11 protein-coding genes are annotated in these 18,952 nt (G+C 33.4%); 6 read left to right on the top strand and 5 right to left on the bottom strand.

Features of this window, described 5'->3' with window-relative positions; genetic code table 11:
• Positions 1-193 precede the first annotated feature (193 nt).
• From ileS to carB, 5 genes are all read left to right on the top strand, one after another.
• A complete protein-coding gene (gene ileS / locus FVIR_RS01140; protein WP_067497877.1) occupies positions 194-3,010 on the top strand; it encodes an isoleucine--tRNA ligase in 2,817 nt (938 codons plus the stop codon).
• Positions 3,010-3,522, top strand: coding sequence for a signal peptidase II (gene lspA / locus FVIR_RS01135; RefSeq protein ID WP_067497873.1), 513 nt, complete (start codon positions 3,010-3,012; stop codon positions 3,520-3,522). The genes ileS and lspA overlap by 1 nt, the downstream gene beginning before the upstream one ends.
• Before the next feature lie 1,455 nt (positions 3,523-4,977).
• Positions 4,978-5,799, top strand: a complete 822-nt coding sequence (dapB, locus tag FVIR_RS01130; protein ID WP_067497870.1) for a 4-hydroxy-tetrahydrodipicolinate reductase — start codon at positions 4,978-4,980, stop codon at positions 5,797-5,799.
• A gap of 428 nt (positions 5,800-6,227) precedes the next feature.
• Positions 6,228-7,394: a glutamine-hydrolyzing carbamoyl-phosphate synthase small subunit gene (gene carA / locus FVIR_RS01125; RefSeq protein ID WP_067497867.1), complete on the top strand. Its 1,167-nt coding sequence runs from the start codon at positions 6,228-6,230 to the stop codon at positions 7,392-7,394.
• 1 nt (position 7,395) lies between these two features.
• A complete protein-coding gene (carB, locus tag FVIR_RS01120) occupies positions 7,396-10,617 on the top strand; it encodes a carbamoyl-phosphate synthase large subunit (protein ID WP_067497863.1) in 3,222 nt (1,073 codons plus the stop codon).
• A gap of 345 nt (positions 10,618-10,962) precedes the next feature.
• Here the strand turns inward: carB and apaH are convergent, their stop codons facing one another.
• From apaH to lptD, 5 genes are all read right to left on the bottom strand, one after another.
• On the bottom strand, positions 10,963-11,811 hold the full coding sequence (gene apaH, locus FVIR_RS01115) for a bis(5'-nucleosyl)-tetraphosphatase (symmetrical) ApaH (RefSeq protein WP_067497860.1): 849 nt from the start codon (positions 11,809-11,811) through the stop codon (positions 10,963-10,965).
• Positions 11,812-12,022: 211 nt separating this feature from the next.
• Complete coding sequence (rsmA, locus tag FVIR_RS01110) at positions 12,023-12,841, bottom strand: 16S rRNA (adenine(1518)-N(6)/adenine(1519)-N(6))-dimethyltransferase RsmA (RefSeq protein WP_067497857.1); 819 nt, start codon at positions 12,839-12,841, stop codon at positions 12,023-12,025.
• Positions 12,834-13,826 carry a 4-hydroxythreonine-4-phosphate dehydrogenase PdxA gene (pdxA, locus tag FVIR_RS01105; protein ID WP_067497854.1) on the bottom strand — a complete coding sequence of 331 codons (993 nt, stop codon included), beginning with the start codon at positions 13,824-13,826 and terminating at the stop codon, positions 12,834-12,836. The genes rsmA and pdxA overlap by 8 nt, the downstream gene beginning before the upstream one ends.
• A complete protein-coding gene (gene surA / locus FVIR_RS01100) occupies positions 13,816-15,099 on the bottom strand; it encodes a peptidylprolyl isomerase SurA (protein ID WP_067497851.1) in 1,284 nt (427 codons plus the stop codon). The genes pdxA and surA overlap by 11 nt, the downstream gene beginning before the upstream one ends.
• A gap of 63 nt (positions 15,100-15,162) precedes the next feature.
• Positions 15,163-17,514, bottom strand: a complete 2,352-nt coding sequence (gene lptD, locus FVIR_RS01095; RefSeq protein ID WP_067497848.1) for an LPS assembly protein LptD — start codon at positions 17,512-17,514, stop codon at positions 15,163-15,165.
• A gap of 180 nt (positions 17,515-17,694) precedes the next feature.
• Here lptD and djlA point away from each other — a divergent pair, with 180 nt between their 5' ends.
• Positions 17,695-18,534 (top strand): co-chaperone DjlA, encoded by an 840-nt coding sequence (gene djlA, locus FVIR_RS01090; RefSeq protein WP_067497845.1) that lies wholly within the window; start codon positions 17,695-17,697, stop codon positions 18,532-18,534.
• The last annotated feature ends 418 nt before the right edge of the window (positions 18,535-18,952 follow it).

Here is an 18,952-nt window from a genome sequence, read left to right as displayed (position 1 = left end):
CTATATGAATGTAAAAAATCTATACAATTTCTATATTAGAGCAGTAATAAAAAGAAGATGAACAATTAACAATTGTTTTTGGCTTGATGATATTAGATGATAAATTGAAATCATATAATTAATTCTTACATCCATTTTCAGATTACCGAACAAAACAAATAATTCTAAAACTAATAACGGAACTAAGAATTAGATGATTAATTACAAAAATACTCTGAATTTACCGAATACAAGGTTTCCTATGCGCGGTGATTTAACTAAGCGTGAACCTGACATACTGCAACGTTGGTATAAACAAGATTTATACGGAATTATTCGTCAAGCCAAGAAGGACAAAAAAACTTTTATACTACACGATGGTCCACCGTATGCGAATGGCAATATTCATATCGGTCATGCAGTTAATAAAATTCTTAAAGATGTTATTATAAAATCAAAAGGATTAATGGGATATGATTCGCCTTATGTGCCAGGTTGGGATTGTCATGGGTTACCGATTGAATTAAAAGTTGAACAACTCATCGGAAAGCCTGGCGAAAAGGTCAGTGCCGCAGAATTTCGTTCTGTTTGTCGTCGTTTCGCTGCCGAACAGGTAGAGGAACAGAAAAAGGATTTTATTCGTTTAGGGGTGCTAGGCGACTGGAAAAATCCTTATTTGACAATGAACTTTACTACTGAAGCAAATATCATCCGCACACTAGGAAAAATTATCGCTAATGGTTACCTATATAAAGGTACTAAACCAGTGCATTGGTGTATTAATTGTCGCTCTGCACTATCAGAGGCAGAAGTCGAATATTACGATCATACTTCGTTTTCTATCGACGTCATTTTTACAGCAAAGAATACCCGTTCAGTCGCTGCTAAGTTTGGTCTTATAGACTTTGCCGGCAATATCTCTATGGTCATTTGGACCACTACACCTTGGACTCTTCCAGCTAACCGTGCTATCGCTGTTCACCCTGACTTTGATTATCAATTAGTTGAAGTGGAAGGACAAGGTTATATTCTGGTTGCTGATTTAGTGAATAGTGTAATGTCACGTGCTGGCATTATAAACTGGAAAGTACTTAGTAGTACTAAAGGTAGTATGTTAAAACAACTAAAATTCTATCATCCCTTTATGGGTTTTGATGTGCCTATTGTATTTGGACAGGATATCACACTAGATATTGGTACAGGCTCGGTGCATACCGCCCCTGGTCATGGTCCAGATGATTATATTATCGGTCAAAAATACGGCCTAGAAATTGCCAATTCAGTCGGCCCTGATGGTTGTTATTTGCCAGGCACTCTACCTATATTAGATGGAGTACAGGTTTTTAAAGGTAACAAGCTTATTATTAATTTATTACGCGAAACTGGTGCTCTGCTACATGTAGAAAAACTACAACACAGCTATCCGCACTGCTGGCGTCATAAAACACCGATTATTTTTCGTGCTACACCACAGTGGTTTATTAGCATAGATCAGGATGGCCTTCGTAAACAATTACTAGTAAAAATCAAGAACGTACACTGGATCCCAAATTGGGGTCAAGCACATATCGAAAAAATGATTTCTAATCGTCCCGCCTGGTGTATTTCACGTCAACGTACTTGGGGTGTTCCTATAGCACTTTTTGTTCATAATGAAAGTGAATTACTTCATCCGCGTACTATCGAATTAATAGAAAATATAGCAAAACGGGTTGAAAAAAATGGTATTCAAGCATGGTGGGATTTAGATCCAGCTGAAATTCTTGGTGAAGATGCTAATCATTATCACAAAGTACTAGATACGCTTGATGTATGGTTTGACTCTGGATCAACTCATTCCTCTGTAGTAGCAGTACAATCAGAATTTAAAGGATATTCGCCTGACATGTACTTGGAAGGATCTGACCAATATCGCGGATGGTTTATGTCATCTCTAATAATTTCTACTGCTATACATGGAAAAATACCTTATCGTCAAGTACTGAGTCACGGCTTTACTGTAGATAAACAAGGTCGAAAAATGTCAAAGTCTGTAGGAAATGTTATTAGTCAGAAACAAATTATAGAGAAGTTTGGTGCAGATATATTACGCCTCTGGGTAGCTTCTAGCGATTATACTAGCGAGATGGCAGTATCTGATGAGATTCTTAAACGTTCTGTAGACTCTTATCGTCGTATCCGTAATACTGCACGTTTTCTATTAGCCAACCTGAACGATTTTGATCCAGCACGAAACAGCGTTAACCAGGATCAGATGGTTATACTAGATCGTTGGGCAGTTGGCTGTGCAAAGACAGTGCAAAAAGAGATTATCGCTGCTTATAATAGCTATAATTTTCATAATGTTGTTCAACGCATAATGCAGTTCTGTTCTATCGAGATGGGTTCTTTTTATTTAGATATTATTAAGGATAGACAATATACTGCTAAAGCAGATAGTATTGCTCGTCGCAGTTGCCAGACAGCATTGTATCATATTCTCGAAGCTCTAGTACGTTGGATGGCGCCTATTATGTCGTTTAGCGCTGATGAAATCTGGGGTTTTATACCAGGAAAACGAGCGCAGTATATCTTTACTGAAGAGTGGTATAATTCTCTATTTGGGCTAGATATCACTCATCCACTGAATAATTCTTATTGGAAAACTTTCTTCCAAATACGCAATGAGATAAATAAAATTATCGAGCAAGCACGGACGGATAAGTTTATTGGTAGCTCACTAGAAGCCAGTGTTACGCTATATGCGCAACCTTATTTTGCAACTTTACTGCGTGAGTTAAGAGATGAGCTTTATTTTGCATTACTTACTTCCAATGCAGTAGTAGCGGATTATACTGATGCCAGCGATGATGCAGTGCAATGTGAAGGACTGAAAGGACTTAAAATTACTTTAAAGAGAGCTGATGGAGAAAAATGTCCGCGCTGCTGGCATTATAAAATGGATATCGGCCAACATTTCGCTTATCCAGAAATTTGTGGTCGTTGTGTTATAAACATAGCTGGTTCAGGTGAAGAGCGTAAGTTTATTTAATGAATAAAATAATAAAATCTACCGGACTATACTGGTTTTGGGTATCTCTACTAGTTCTAGTACTAGATCTCGGTAGTAAAGAGTGGATTATGACATATTTCTGTCTCGGTGAATCAGTATCGGTGGTTCAATTTATTAATTTTACCTATACTCATAATCCTGGAGCTGCTTTTAGTTTTCTAGCGAACAGAGAAGGATGGCAACGCTGGGTGCTTTCAGTAATCTCAATTGTAATAATATTGATTTTGCTAGTTATAATGTATTATTCAGATAAACAAGTTAGGCTGTTTAATATTGCTTGCGCAATTATTATTGGCGGTGCATTAGGAAATCTTTTCAATCGGATAATATATAGTGTTGTGATCGATTTTATTGATTTTCATGTTGGCAACTGGTGTTGGCCGACATTCAACATTGCTGATGCAGGTATTTGTGTTGGTTCTATATTGATTATATTGGAATACTTTTACTGTTCTCATGTTAAAATTATCAAAACAGAAAGAACAAAGTGACTATAGCTTACATTGTATAGTTAAACAACGTGATATTGTCATATTTAATTTTTCAACTTTCCTATCTAATAAATCGTTAACTAATTCTCTATTTATAATAATAAATTAAAGTTTTTCTAAATTAGAACAATAACTTTTTTATTAAATTGGAATATATTATGTTATTTAGTTTATATTATAAAAATAAGCAAATCTTTTTATTGATTTAAAGTAATACTTAGTCGTTTGTTCTTAATTTAATTTAATTTTATGAGAGCTAAAAATTTATTGGAATTAAATTAACTTATCTAAATTAGTTACTAATATATTTTTATCAGTATAAAAGATAATAAAATAGCAATGTTATCAACAATATAAAACGATAGAATAAAAGATTCTATATGGTAATAAAATAATTTTATTATCAGTATATATATTAGTAATATTAATCGAGAATATTTATTAGCTTAAAATTTAATAAAAATAATCATTTTTATTTATAATGAAAACTATATTTTGACAGATTATTCCTCATACCTTAGCAAGGTATTATTTGCATTATTTCTTGTCGTTATCAACTTATGAAAAAAGAACATTTTGCTTTACAAAAAACTATTATAGAATCTTAATAATAATACAAATATAGCGCTGATTATCAGATTAAAGGCTCTGTTAATGCTAATAAATTAACTAGGTTATAGTCTATCGTGCTAATCAGTTGGTTTATTTTATTAATAATATTTTTGATTTTCAGAAAATTTAATTCTAAGATAAAAATAATCTCTATTACCACTAACTTGTTTAATATTTGATTTACTAATATAATAGATTATTGAATACTTTTTATTAAATATTAAATATTTTTAAGGAGTTTATTTTTATAAATAAAATATTTACGTTTCAGATAAAAAAATAAAGATTTATATCTAAAATATAAATATGGATAATATTGCTATTATTTTTCTTTTTTAGAGTATAGGTATAATAGTAAATTCGTTTGCTTAAATATTATTTTCGTAAAGATAATAAGAGAGCAACGTTACTGATTTCAACTGATAATTATTATATTATTAATATATTAGATATCTTTATTATTTATCAGAAAATACTGCTTATAATATTTAATTAAAAGTTAGATAATTAACAGAGTTACTAGTGAAGATTATAGTAAAAGTTATTAAAAATTTTTCTATTTTAACTTCTTAATTTTCTTTCCAATATGCCTAATATATATTTTATTAAAATTAAAAAAGTATAAAATTATAAAATTAAGGAGGATAAATCGTATTAATTTATTTAATATTAATAATTATTAAAAATATACAGTACTATGTAAAAATCTATTTTTCACCATTATTTCGCTTATTAATTGTGCATTCTATTACTAATTTATTGATCAAAACCATTTTTTGCTAGCGGTAAAATACAAGCTTTGCTAGAATAAATAAGATAAATAGATCATAAATGAGGGAATTCATGAACAATATACCAATCCGCATCGCGGTTGCCGGCGCGGATGGCCGGATGGGGCGCCAACTTATTCAAGCAGTGGTACAATCAAAATATACAACTCTTAGTGCTGCATTAACTCGTACCGGTTCGGCATTATGTGGTGTTGACTCTGGTGAACTAGCCGGTATCGGTACTGTAGGTATAGCGATAAGCGATGATTTAGCAGCAGTAAAGGACAATTTTGACATTCTTATTGATTTCACTACTCCCGATTCTAGTATGATGCACCTAATGCTTTGTCGCCAATATTTCAAAGGTATTGTGATTGGTACTACCGGTTTTAGCAATTCTCAGAAAGAATCTATCAGTAATATAGCACAAGAAATGCGTGTCGTTTTCGCTGCAAATTTTAGCGTTGGCGTCAACGTAATGCTTAAGCTACTTGAAAAGGCAGCGAAAGTAATAGGAGAAGAATCTGATATTGAAATCATTGAAGCTCATCATCGACACAAAGTAGATGCTCCTTCAGGTACTGCGTTGGCCATAGGTGAAACAATAGCTAATACACTTAGGCGGGATATGGCTCATTGTGCTGTGTATAGTCGTGAAGGTTATACCGGAGAACGCAAGGAAAAAAGTATCGGTTTCGCTACGGTGCGAGCTGGTGATATTGTAGGTGAGCATACCATAATGTTTGCCGGGATTGGTGAACGTTTAGAAATAACACATAAGGCGTCTAGCAGAATAACATTTGCTAATGGAGCAGTTCGTGCTGCTATTTGGTTATCTAATCAAAAAAATGGTCTTTTTGATATGGTCAACGTACTTAATCTTGATAAGCTTTAAGTAAGTTTAATAAAATATTTATAATTAGGTTAAGTCAGAAGAAATAAAAGTACTACATTATTTTACATGAAATAATGTTTTCTATATTCAGTGTTTATCTTTCTCTAATTTGTTAATATCAAATATATGCTATAAGCATAGCTATAGTGTAGCATTTGATACTTCTTAAAAATCGATTATGCTACTATAGTTATAAAAAGCTAATAATAGTGTTATTAGTTAGTTTTATTTTTTATTTTAACCTGTTTATATCCAATTTTTATAAAAATGAAAAATAAATATTTTCTTTCTATTTAAATAATAGAAAAGGATCTTTTGTAAATATATTTAGATGTGCTACAATCCTGCTGTACAGGTATTTATATTGATTTATTTCTTTTAAATTAATTAATATAGAGCACATCAATTTAATACTTTTGGAGAGTGTTTTGACAAAAAAAGCGCTATTAGTTCTGGAAAGCGGAGCCCAATTCCATGGTTTAGCTATTGGAGTAGAGGAAGGTATCGCAGTTGGAGAAGTAGTTTTTAATACGTCAATCACCGGTTATCAAGAAATTCTCACTGATCCTTCCTATTTTCGCCAAATCGTCACTCTTACTTATCCTCATATCGGTAATACTGGTACTAATGAAATAGATAATGAATCACCTCAAGTTCAAGCACAAGCGCTAATAATTCGCAATATTTCGCCTACTGCAAGTAATTTTCGTAATACCTTGTCGTTATCAGACTATCTAAAGAAGCAGAACATTATCGGTATTACTGATATTGATACCCGTAAATTAACATGTTTGCTTCGGAATGAGGGATCACAAAAAGGTTGTATTGTTATTAACGATAATCCAAACGTGCAATTAGCACTGCGTAAAGCTCGTGAATTTCCCGGTTTAACCGGTATAGATTTAGTAAAAGAAGTAAGCACAAAAAAGCAATATAACTGGAGCCAGGGTACATGGATTCCAGAAGGTAATGATAAGAAGTTATCCATATCAACAATAAAATCACTCTATCATGTAGTAGTCTATGACTACGGTGTCAAGCATAACATTATGCGCATGCTAGTAGATCGCTACTGCCGATTGACAGTAGTACCAGCTCAGACTCCAGCTAAAACCGTATTGGCGATGAAGCCAGATGGTATTTTTTTATCTAATGGTCCTGGTGACCCTGCACCCTGTGATTATGCGATCTCTACAATTCAGATATTCCTTACTATAGGAATCCCTCTGTTTGGTATCTGTCTTGGTCACCAGCTATTAGCATTAGCTAGTGGTGCTAAGACTGTAAAGATGAAGTTCGGTCACCATGGTAGCAACCATCCAGTCAAAGATTTAGTAGCCGATCGAGTGATAATTACAACTCAAAATCATAATTTTACAGTAGATAAAAAAACATTACCGGATACACTTAAGATAACCCATCTTTCATTATTTGATGGAACGCTTCAGGGTATACACCATATTGATAAACCAGCTTTTAGTTTTCAGGGACATCCCGAAGCAAGCCCTGGTCCTCATGATGCCGCACAGCTCTTCGACCATTTTATTAAACTCATTCATGCTTATCGAGTAAAGCACAATATATCAGGAATTTAATATGCCGAAACGTACCGATATAAAAAGTATCCTAATTCTCGGAGCTGGGCCAATAGTTATTGGCCAAGCTTGTGAATTTGACTACTCCGGCGCACAAGCGTGTAAAACTCTTCGTGAAGAAGGCTATCGTATAGTATTAGTAAATTCTAATCCAGCTACTATTATGACAGATCCTGACATGGCTCATTCTACTTATATTGAGCCACTCCATTCGGAAGTAGTACGAAAAATAATTGAAAAGGAGCGACCAGATGCATTACTTCCAACTATGGGTGGACAAACAGCACTGAATTGTACACTAGAACTAGAGCGTAAAGAGGTATTAAAAGAATTTAATGTCGAAATAATTGGTGCTACAGCTAACGCAATTGATAAAGCGGAAGATCGCCGACGTTTCGATAAGGCAATGAAAAAAATTGGTTTAGAAACTGCTCGTTCCGGAATTGCTCATACTATGAGTGAAGCACTGGCAGTATCGGCTGATATTGGTTTTCCCTGTATTATCCGTCCATCTTTTACCATGGGTGGTGCTGGTGGTGGTATTGCTTATAATCGCGAAGAATTTGAAGAGATTTGCAATCGTGGTCTAGATCTATCGCCTACTACTGAATTACTGATTGATGAATCTCTGATCGGCTGGAAAGAGTATGAAATGGAAGTTGTACGAGATAAAAAAGACAATTGTATTATTATTTGTTCCATTGAAAATATTGATCCGATGGGAATCCATACTGGAGATTCAATAACCGTTGTACCAGCTCAAACTCTAACTGATAAAGAATACCAAATCATGCGTAACGCCTCGATAGCAGTACTGCGTGAAATTGGCGTAGAAACTGGTGGTTCTAATGTTCAATTCTCAATTAATCCAAAAACTGGTCGGCTTGTTGTTATTGAAATGAACCCACGCGTTTCACGTTCATCTGCTCTGGCCTCTAAAGCTACTGGTTTTCCTATTGCTAAAGTTGCTGCTAAGTTAGCTGTAGGTTATACTCTTGATGAACTGATGAACGACATGACTGGAGGTCATACGCCGGCTTCGTTTGAACCATCTATCGATTATGTAGTCACTAAAATTCCGCGTTTTAACTTTGAGAAATTCTCAGGTATTAATGATCGACTGACAACACAAATGAAATCAATCGGTGAAGTAATGGCTATCGGTCGCTCTTATCAAGAGTCCTTACAAAAGGCACTGCGTGGACTAGAAGTGGGTGTTAGTGGCTTCGATCCTAAAATTAACCTTGATGATCCAGAAGGATTGACTACTTTAAAACGAGAGCTAAAGGATGCTGGTAGTGAACGTATCTGGTATGTAGCTGATGCGTTTCGTGCTGGCTTATCAGTGGATAGTGTATTCAATCTAACTAATATCGATCGTTGGTTCTTAGTGCAAATTGAGGAACTAGTCAAGATAGAAAACGATGTAGCGGAACGGGGCATTACTGCACTTAGTGTCAATTATTTACGTCAACTAAAACGCAAAGGTTTTTCTGATATGCGTCTTGCTACATTGGTAGGCGTAACAGAAGAAGAAATTCGAAAGTTACGTGAGAAATACAATTTACATCCAGTTTATAAGCGGATTGATACCTGTTCTGCCGAATTTTCTACCAATACTGCCTATATGTACTCAACCTATGATGAAGAGTGTGAATCAAAACCAAGTCAAAATCGTGAAAAAATTATAGTATTAGGCGGCGGTCCAAATCGAATAGGTCAAGGAATTGAGTTTGACTATTGTTGTGTACATGCCTCACTAGCATTACGGGAAGATGGTTATGAAACTATTATGATTAACTGTAATCCCGAAACAGTATCAACTGATTATGATATATCAGATCGTCTCTATTTTGAGCAGCTAACGCTGGAAGATGTGTTAGAAATTATACGTATCGAAAAACCAAAGGGTATCATTGTTCAGTATGGTGGGCAAACTTCGTTGAAGTTAGCTAGTGAACTAGAAGCGGCCGGTGTATCAGTGATAGGTACTAGTCCAGATTCTATCGATCGTGCAGAAGACCGAGAACGTTTTCAAAAGACAGTTAAACATTTAGGGCTGAAACAACCAGCTAATGCAACTGTTACTACCATTGATTTAGCTTTAGAAAAAGCTATGACTATCGGTTATCCCTTAGTAGTTCGTCCTTCTTATGTTCTTGGAGGTCGAGCAATGGAGATTGTTTATAATGACTTGGATCTGTTACGCTACTTCCATAACGCGGTTAGTGTATCTAATAGTGCACCAGTATTGCTTGATCGGTTTTTAGATGATGCAGTTGAGGTAGATGTAGATGCAGTTTGTGATGGTAAAAATGTATTAATTGGCGGTATTATGGAACATATCGAGCAAGCTGGAGTACACTCTGGTGACTCGGCCTGTTCACTTCCAGCTTATACTCTGAGTACTAAGATTCAGGATCTTATACGTTATCAGGTAGAGAAGCTAGCATTTGAACTGCAAGTCAGAGGTATAATGAATGTTCAGTTTGCCGTGAAAGATAATGAAGTATATCTGATTGAAGTTAATCCACGTGCATCGCGTACAGTACCATTTATATCCAAAGCTACTGGTGTGGCGTTAGCTAAAGTAGCTGCTAGAGTAATGATTGGAAAATCCTTATTACAGCAAAATATGATTCATGAAGTAATTCCACCTTACTATTCAGTTAAGGAAGTAGTACTACCGTTTAACAAATTTCCTGGCGTAGATCCAATTCTTGGTCCCGAGATGCGTTCTACTGGTGAGGTTATGGGAATAGCTAAAACATTTTCTGCAGCATTTGCTAAAGCAATGCTTGGTAGTCAATCACACATGAAGAAAAGTGGTCGTGCACTACTATCTGTACGTAAAGCAGATAAAGATCGAATAGTCGAATTAGCAATTAAGTTACTAAAACACGGTTTTCAATTAGATGCAACTCATGGTACGGCAGTAATTTTAGGTGAGGCTGGAATTAATCCACGTTTAGTGAATAAAGTTCACGAGGGGCGACCACATATTCAGGATCGAATTAAAAATGGCGAGTATAACTATATTGTTAACACAACTTCCGATCGTCAAGCTATTGAAGATTCTAAACTCATTCGGCGCAGTGCGTTACAATATAAAGTACATTATGATACTACCCTAAACGGTGCCTTTGCAACTGTAATGTCACTTGACGCTGATGCTACTGCACATATAATTTCATTACAGGAAATGCACAAAAAATTATTATAGAAAAAATTAACTTATGAAAACTATTCATACATAAATCTCATGTACTGTTAATATTATATTGAATAATTATTTCAAAATTAATAATGTTTTAATTTTAGTAAAAACATTATTATAAGTTTCAGTAATTAAATAGAATATGTTTTACTGAAAACTAATTAGGTTTATTTGTATTATATTAACAATAATACTTAATTTTTAAGCATAAAATAAGATAAAAGAGCATTATACTTTCAAGTTATTTTGTAATTATTATGCTTGATATCAATATTTTAAAGCGTAATTCATCTCTAATGATTAATAATTTTTAGGTGTATTCTTAGCTTAAAGAAAAGAATTATTTTAATATTAATAAAAAATAGAATGTTCCAGATTAATCTGATTTTGAGAATTTGATGGTACTTGGATAAACTCTTTGTCTTCCCAGTGTAAAAGAGTTAATTTACCACCCCAACAACAACCAGTATCGAGACCGTAGATATTTGCTGGCGTTCCTTTGCCCATCAATGAAGCCCAATGACCAAATATAATATTATAATTTTTAGATACTAATCTTGGTAATGCGAACCAAGGTTGAAGCGGTTTTGGCGCTTTTTCAGGTGTATCCTTACAGTTCATTTCCAATTCACCGTTTGGAAAACAGTAACGCATACGGGTAAAGACATTAGTACTGAAACGTAGACGTGCTATACCACTTAGATCAGAATTCCAATTATTTGGCATATTACCATACATAGCATCAAGGAAGAGTGGATAGCTATCACTCTTTAGCACTGTTTCTATCTCATAAGCACACTGACGTGCTGTAGCGAGATCCCATTGTGGTGTAATACCAGCATGAGTCATAACTATTTTTTTCTCTTCATCTATCTGCAGTAATGGTTGATGTCGAAGCCAGTTGATTAATTCATTAGCATCCGGAGCTTCTAACAGTGGTATAATACAATCTTTCGGTGTATTTTTCCTAATACAGGTATATACTGCTAAGAGATCAAGATCATGATTACCTAATACCAGCCGTACGCTCTCACTCATAGTTCGTAAAAGACGTAGAACTTCTAGTGAACCAGGTCCACGCGAAACTAAATCTCCGGTTAACCATAGTGTATCTATTGTTGGATCAAATTGGATTTGCATCAACATAATTTTTAATTCATTAAAACAACCGTGAATATCACCAATTAAGTAAGTCGACATAGTTAGTTTAAAAGAATTTCCAGTTAGAAAACGGAAGGACTTTAAATTAAAAATTAATTTTTTATTATCTAGTATATTAAAATTTATTATTAGAGTAAGGTTTACATTATGAAATTTTTATCTCTTACTATTAGTATTACTAGTTAATTAGATGTAGATGTTCATAACTTAAATACAGAAAGAAACAAGTTAATTATCAACAGTATTCTTATCAATTTTTAGAATATGGACGTTCTGCTAGAATATTAGCTAAACGGCAGTAATGTTCAATACTTAAGTTTTCTGCGCGCAACATTGCATCTATACCCTGTTCTGCTAACTGTTTTGTACTAAAAAGATCACATAGGCTATTACGCAGTGTTTTACGACGCTGATTAAAAGCTATTTTAGTTAATGTAATTAATTTGCTTAAATTTTTTACAGAGAACAGTGGTTTGGTATAAGGTACTAGTCTTACCATTACTGAATTAACTTTCGGAGCCGGTCTAAAAGAAACAGGTGGAACTTCTAATACTGGAGTAATATGACAGTAATACTGTGCTATTATACTTAACCGGCCGTAGGCTTTATTATTCGGATATGCTACAAGCCGATTGGCTAGCTCTTTTTGCAACATAAAATGCATATCGTTAATAACATGAATATAATTAAAAAGATAAAATATAAGCGGTGTTGAAATATTATACGGCAGATTACCAAAAATTCGCAGCGGTTTATTCATGTTAGTAGACAACGCGGAAAAATTAACCGTCATCACATCTTGCTGTATAATATTAAGCTTAGAATTTAAAAAAGGATGAACAGCTAGATGATTAACAAGATTACGGTCAATCTCAATAACAGTCATTTTGTCAATACACTCTGCTACTGGTTTAGTTAAAGCACCAAAACCTGGCCCTATTTCTACTATTGCTTGATCAGGTTTTGGATGAATAGCAGAAACAATAGCACTAATAACTGAGTTATCGTGTAGAAAATTTTGACCGAAACGCTTTCTCGCTAGATATTTCTGATATATTCGATTATTCATTATGGTATTTTATTATATTTATGGCAAGATTAAGTGCTGTTTTAATACTATCACTTTTCGCTTTACCAGATCCAGCTAGTTCTAGTGCAGTTCCATGATCGACAGAGGTACGAATAAAGGGGAGTCCTAGTGTGATATTGACAGCTCGGCCAAATCCATGATATTTTAACACTGGTAAACCCTGATCATGATACATTGCCAATACTGCATCTGCTTTTTGTAAATATTTTTGCTGAAATAAAGTATCGGCTGGAAGTGGTCCGATAAGATTGTAACCTTTATTACGTAAGATATCTAAGGTTGGTGTTATTATCTCGATTTCTTCTCTACCTATATGACCGCTTTCTCCAGCGTGCGGATTAAGTCCGCAAACGTAGATACATGGTTGTACAATTTGAAATTTTTTCTGAAGGTTGTAAACCAAAATTGTTATAATTTTATTGAGAGAGTAGCAGGTAATAGCTTTTGGAACTGACAATAGTGGCAAATGAGTAGTCGCTAATGCAACACGCAACGATTCGGTAACTAGCATCATAACGACATTTTCACAACCGCTACGTTTAGCAAAATATTCTGTTTGACCACTGAAAAGAAAACCACTATCGTTAATAATACCTTTATGTACTGGACCTGTAAGCAGTGCTGAAAACTCGCCGTTAAGACAACCATCGCAGGCTCGAGCTAACGTTTTTACTACGTAATCACTGTTAATAACGTTAAGTTCACCAGGAACGACTGGTGCCGATGTCTTGATACTTATCACTGTTAACTCACCGGCCATTCGAAGAGTAGCTGGTTTTTCAGGACGGTAGAGATGTAATTTCAGTGGTAACCCAAGCTGATTCGCTCGCGTCATAAGCAATGTAGGATCAGCACAAACAACTAGTTCAACTGGCCATTCCTGCTGAGCTAGTAAGGTTATAAGATCTGGGCCGATTCCAGCAGGTTCACCGGGAGTAATAATAATACGTTGATTATTTCTCATTGTTATTAAGGATTTTTATGTAAGCAGAGGCACGTTGCTCCTGTATCCAGGCTTTTGCCTCTTCAGAAAATTTATAATTAAATAACAGTCGGTAAGCATGATCTTTTTTAATAGTTTCGATACGGTCAACTTTACGAGTGTCGATAATCTGAATTAAATGCCAACCAAAGGAAGAATGTATTGGTATACTAACTTCTCCTTTTTTTAAGCTTATTAAAATATCGTAAAATTCTGGATCAAAGAAATCGATAGAGATCCATCCTAGATCACCACCTTGATTTGCTGAACTTGGATCTTCTGACAGCTTTTTAGCAGCAGTAAAAAAATTGATATGTCCATTCCTGATTTGTGATGCAATATCTTCAAGCTTAGCATGGGCCTGCTGATCATTTAGTATTGATGAAGTACGTAACAAGATATGACGTACATATACTTCAGTCATCACCATTTTTTTATTGTTATTGCGAATATCATTAACTTTTAAAACATAGAAACCAACATTAGAACGAATCGGACCGATAATGCTATTTTTATGAGCACCTTTTAGATACACTGCAAACAGTGGCGATAGTTCTTCTAATTTCCACCAACCCATGTGGTTACTTTTTATTACCTGGTCATCAGTAGAGTAAGTAATAGCTAATTGATTTAAGTCAGCAACTTTTCTACCTTTTTTAATTAAAGATATAGCTAATGCTTTTGCTTTGTCAAGTTGATTCTGCGTCTGTTTTTTATTCGGTAACGGGATAAGGATATAGCTGAGATTATATTCAGTATTACTATTAGTTTTAGTAGAAATTTTTTGCATTAACAATTCAATTTCCTGCGGAAATATGGTAATACGACGGCGAACTTCACTATTATGTATCTTAGTAATTAGTATCTCTTTGCGAATTTTTTCGCGATAAATATCATAATCTATACCATCATAGGAAAAAAAATAACACATCTGATCAAGCGACATATGATTCTGGTTGGCGATATAGCTTATTGACCGATCTAGTTCTTTTTCGTTGATATGAACATCAATGCGATGAGCAAACTGTAAAATGATATTATCAATAATTATTTGATTAATGGTATGATTACGTAGTATCTTATCACTCAATAGCTGTTGGTTTGCTTTTTTGAGGCTGTGTTTTAATACGGATATCATAGTATTTACTTCCGTTTCTAAGATAATACTGTTGTCTACTATAACAACAACTTTATCTATAATCTGCGGTAAAGCTAGTACGCCCTTTGCATATAGGAAAAGACTGAAAAAAAAAATCTGTAATTTTTCATAAATTTTATATATAAAGATTAAGTTAAGTATTTCATAAAAACTACAGTTTTAAAACGCTCTTTGATAAGGTATAATGCTAGAGGTTAGTATCTTTTTTATATCTAGATTAGAATCGCCATTTAAGCCACGAAGTTCAATATTAAATGATACTTTATTATCATATTGTTTATAGTTATTAGCTTTATTAAAGCCAGTAATTTTTCTCTCATAACCTACATTGATAGCCCAGCAACAAGTGCTATATTGTAGGCCAAGTACTTGATTTGCTGATTGATTGGATTTAGTATCATAATAATATGCTCCGACTAGTGAACAATAATCGATCAGTGGCCAACTGTAGGTTACTCCTATTTGGGAAATACCTTTTTGATAGAAAGAATGGTTAATATTAGTTAGCATTTTCTCAAGATATTTTGGACTAATATAACGATAATTTAGTTGAATGATATGCTTCTTATCACCTAGATATTCTAGTACTGCATTTCCTAGAGTCACGTTATTTAATCTTGAATCATACCGCAATCCACTTCGAACTCCCCACTGATTACTAATATACCAGTAATTATCATATGTCCATACTAAGCTACCCGTATTATCATACTTATTATAATTACTAATAGTATCACTAATACGAGGTTGAAAGAAGTAATAGATTTGACCTAAAGAGGCATTAAACCGTTCTACTCGATTATCGTCATAAATTCGAGTTGTAATATAGCCAGATAGTTGATTAGCTGATGGAATACGGTCTAATCCGCTGTAAGTCCGATCGCGAAACAGAGTTAAATAATCTTCTTGCAAAAGGATTGCATCATAAATACCGATATTGTTCTGGTTTCGATAAGGAACATATAGATATTGTAAGCTCGGTTCAAGTGTTTGCTTGTAATTCTGGATGAAATCCATATTGCGTTCGAATATCATTCGACCATTAGTTTTAAGCTGAGGTAATATGCGGATTACAGAGCTTTTTAGTTGATGGTCTATATTGATGTTTTTTTTATATTCGTCAATATTTTTCTGCCGATAGTATGTAGCCATTAGTTTAGCCTCAGTATTTAAACTACCCCAATTATTAGATAGAAGTAGATTAAGTTTAGGCTCAATATGAAACCGGGTTCCTTCGGGATAACTATTATTGACATTAGTAAATTTAGTCGCTTGACTAAATATTTCAAAATTAAATGGAGCAATATCATTTTTATAATAAGTTATATCGAACTGAGGAATAGCGCGGTAAGAATTGTTTTTATTTGTATTAAAAACCTGAAATTTTTTATATGATAGAGCAGTATCACAGTTTTCATCAGCATAACCGAAGCTAAATTTTTGTGTGTTGTAATTATCTGTAGTGCTACCGTATTTAGAGTCTAAATTATTAAAATAAGTGGAGTTGTTGACTTTAGTATAATCGACATTAAAACGCCATACTTTATCTATAATTTCATTATCATGCCAATAAAACAACCAGCGATCATTATTATTATCATTACTACTGATATGTTCATTTCTATAAATCCGTTTTTTTGGAAGCCAGTCAAGCTCTATTAATCTTTTTCCAGATTTCGTCTGGTAACGAAATTCTGTCTGAATTTGGGTACCGCGTTTGCTTATATACTTCGGTGTGATTGTGACATCATAATTTTGTATTATATTTAAGCAAAAAGGTAAGCTGAGTTCGAAACCGTTATTACTACCATATTTAGTATATGGGATTAAAAATCTGGAACGACGATTATTTCCAAATGGAATCTTTAAATATGGGCTATATAATACTGGCAATTTACCAATTTTAAAAAATGCGTTCCAAATTTCAGTAATCTGCTCTTCGCGATCATGGATGACTTCTTCACCTACAATACTCCAGCTATTATCTTCTAATAAACATGAAGTAAAACTACCGTTTTCTAATACCGTGTAGCGTTTATTATTTCGCTGCTTTATAGCATCTGCGTCTCCTCGGCCTTGTCTATTTGCTATTTGGTATTTTCCTTGATAAATATCGGTATCTTTAGTATTAAGATTGGACCAAGCTTTTTCTCCTTTTAGTTTAATTTCGTTATTAGAATAATTAACATTACCTGTAGCAGTAATAGTACAAAATGATTTTTTGTTCTGTGTTTTGTGTTGTATAAGCTGAATTTCATCAGCAGTTATAATGCTATTATCTTGATAAATATTCACATTGCCACTAAAAAGAACATGTTCGGGATAATTCGCTGTAGCCTTTTTAGACTGAATATGAACCGATGCTAATTCGCTGTCAGTTTTAACCAGTGATTTAGTATAGACTGGCACATTCAACAGGTACTGATCTACTAAATCAGAAAGTGCTTGATGACTATAAAAAGCTAGCCAAATAATAAGGTTGACAAATAGTATAGATAAACGTTTTTTCATAAGTATTTTCAGATATTCCATTATCTAGAGATCATTGAGATATACAATTAAAGATTGTATTACTTATTAATATTTTACTAATATTCAATATTATCTTTTTCCTAACACTATTAGTTTTAATATTAAATGATAGGTATGATAAAGCAATTTATATTAACAACATGATGAATTGAGGAGTATATGCGTTATTGGGGTAATTTGCTTGGTATTATTTTGCCTATTTTAGCAGGTGGTAGTTTTTGGGCTTTAATACTAGGATTATTAATAGGTTATATAGTAGATAGAGTAAAAGACATTAGCATAGTAACAAATTCTAATTACTTTTCCGATCAACAAATATGTCAAGAAACCAAAAAAAAAATTTTTTTATGTACTACATTTCAAGTAATGGGCTATTTAACCAAATCTAAAGGTAGAGTTACCAAAGTAGACATTATTAATGCCAATAATGTTATGGTACGGATGAATCTTAATGATTCGCTAAAAAAAATTGCTCAAGAAGCATTTCGAGAAGGAAAAAATAGTAATTTTTCGCTACGCCATCAACTTCATGAGTTTCGACAAATTTGCTTAGGTTCTTTTGATTTTAAACGTATGTTTTTAGAAATTCAAATCCAAGCAGCTTTCGCTGATGGTTCGCTCCATCCAAATGAACGACAGATTTTGTATCTTATTGCTGAAGAATTAAGCATTAACCGTAGCCAATTTTATGAATTTATCAGTATGATAGAAGGGAGTACACAGTTTAGCGAACAACAAGAATCTTATCAAAGTGAGTACTGCAAAACAGAGCAGTCACATCAATCTATGCTAGAAGATGCTTGTAAAACACTTGGTGTTATCCCTCAGGATGATACTCAGAAAATTAAACGTGCATATCGTAAGTTAATGAGTGAAAATCATCCTGATAAGCTAATAGCAAAAGGTCTTTCTCCACAGAGAATAGAAATGGCTAAAAAGAAAACTCAAACCATTCAGAAAGCTTATAATTTTCTGAAACGAGAGAAAAGATTTCGCTGAATCATTTTAGTTCTTTAAATTATGCGTTATTATAATTAGTTTTAAAAAATTTTTAGCAAAAAGTAATAAATAATCTTTGTTAGATTTATATATGAATGCTGTAGCTTAATAATAATATTAAAATTTATCAATGATAAGTACTGCACACGTAGTTTAATTATACAATGATTAATGATTAATTGTATTGAAATACTACTTTTATGATCATAAGATATAATCTTATATTTTGTTATCTCTGTTTTATTTATTTAAAAGATATTTTCTGCATCTAGTTCAACTAATTGCTTGCTACTAGAAAATCAAGATTTTTTTTTCATATTATAAATAGATTTTTCCGATTAGAACTTGAAAAAAGTTAACATTATATTTTAATAATTATAATTAATTTAAAAAAAAAGATGATTAATGAAATTATAAA

This window comes from Candidatus Gullanella endobia, from assembly GCF_900048035.1.
Classification (GTDB): domain Bacteria; phylum Pseudomonadota; class Gammaproteobacteria; order Enterobacterales; family Enterobacteriaceae; genus Gullanella; species Gullanella endobia.
Note: the sequence above shows the minus strand (reverse complement) of the source record. Positions and strands in the feature narration are given on the sequence as shown.

Excerpts from the sequence above, each read along its gene's own strand:
- ileS (WP_067497877.1), top strand. The coding sequence starts at position 194 with ATGATTAATTACAAAAATACTCTGAATTTACCGAATACAAGGTTTCCT.
- lspA (WP_067497873.1), top strand. The coding sequence starts at position 3,010 with ATGAATAAAATAATAAAATCTACCGGACTATACTGGTTTTGGGTATCT.
- dapB (WP_067497870.1), top strand. The coding sequence starts at position 4,978 with ATGAACAATATACCAATCCGCATCGCGGTTGCCGGCGCGGATGGCCGG.
- carB (WP_067497863.1), top strand. The coding sequence starts at position 7,396 with ATGCCGAAACGTACCGATATAAAAAGTATCCTAATTCTCGGAGCTGGG.
- apaH (WP_067497860.1), bottom strand. The coding sequence starts at position 11,811 with ATGTCGACTTACTTAATTGGTGATATTCACGGTTGTTTTAATGAATTA.
- rsmA (WP_067497857.1), bottom strand. The coding sequence starts at position 12,841 with ATGAATAATCGAATATATCAGAAATATCTAGCGAGAAAGCGTTTCGGT.
- pdxA (WP_067497854.1), bottom strand. The coding sequence starts at position 13,826 with ATGAGAAATAATCAACGTATTATTATTACTCCCGGTGAACCTGCTGGA.
- lptD (WP_067497848.1), bottom strand. The coding sequence starts at position 17,514 with ATGAAAAAACGTTTATCTATACTATTTGTCAACCTTATTATTTGGCTA.
- djlA (WP_067497845.1), top strand. The coding sequence starts at position 17,695 with ATGCGTTATTGGGGTAATTTGCTTGGTATTATTTTGCCTATTTTAGCA.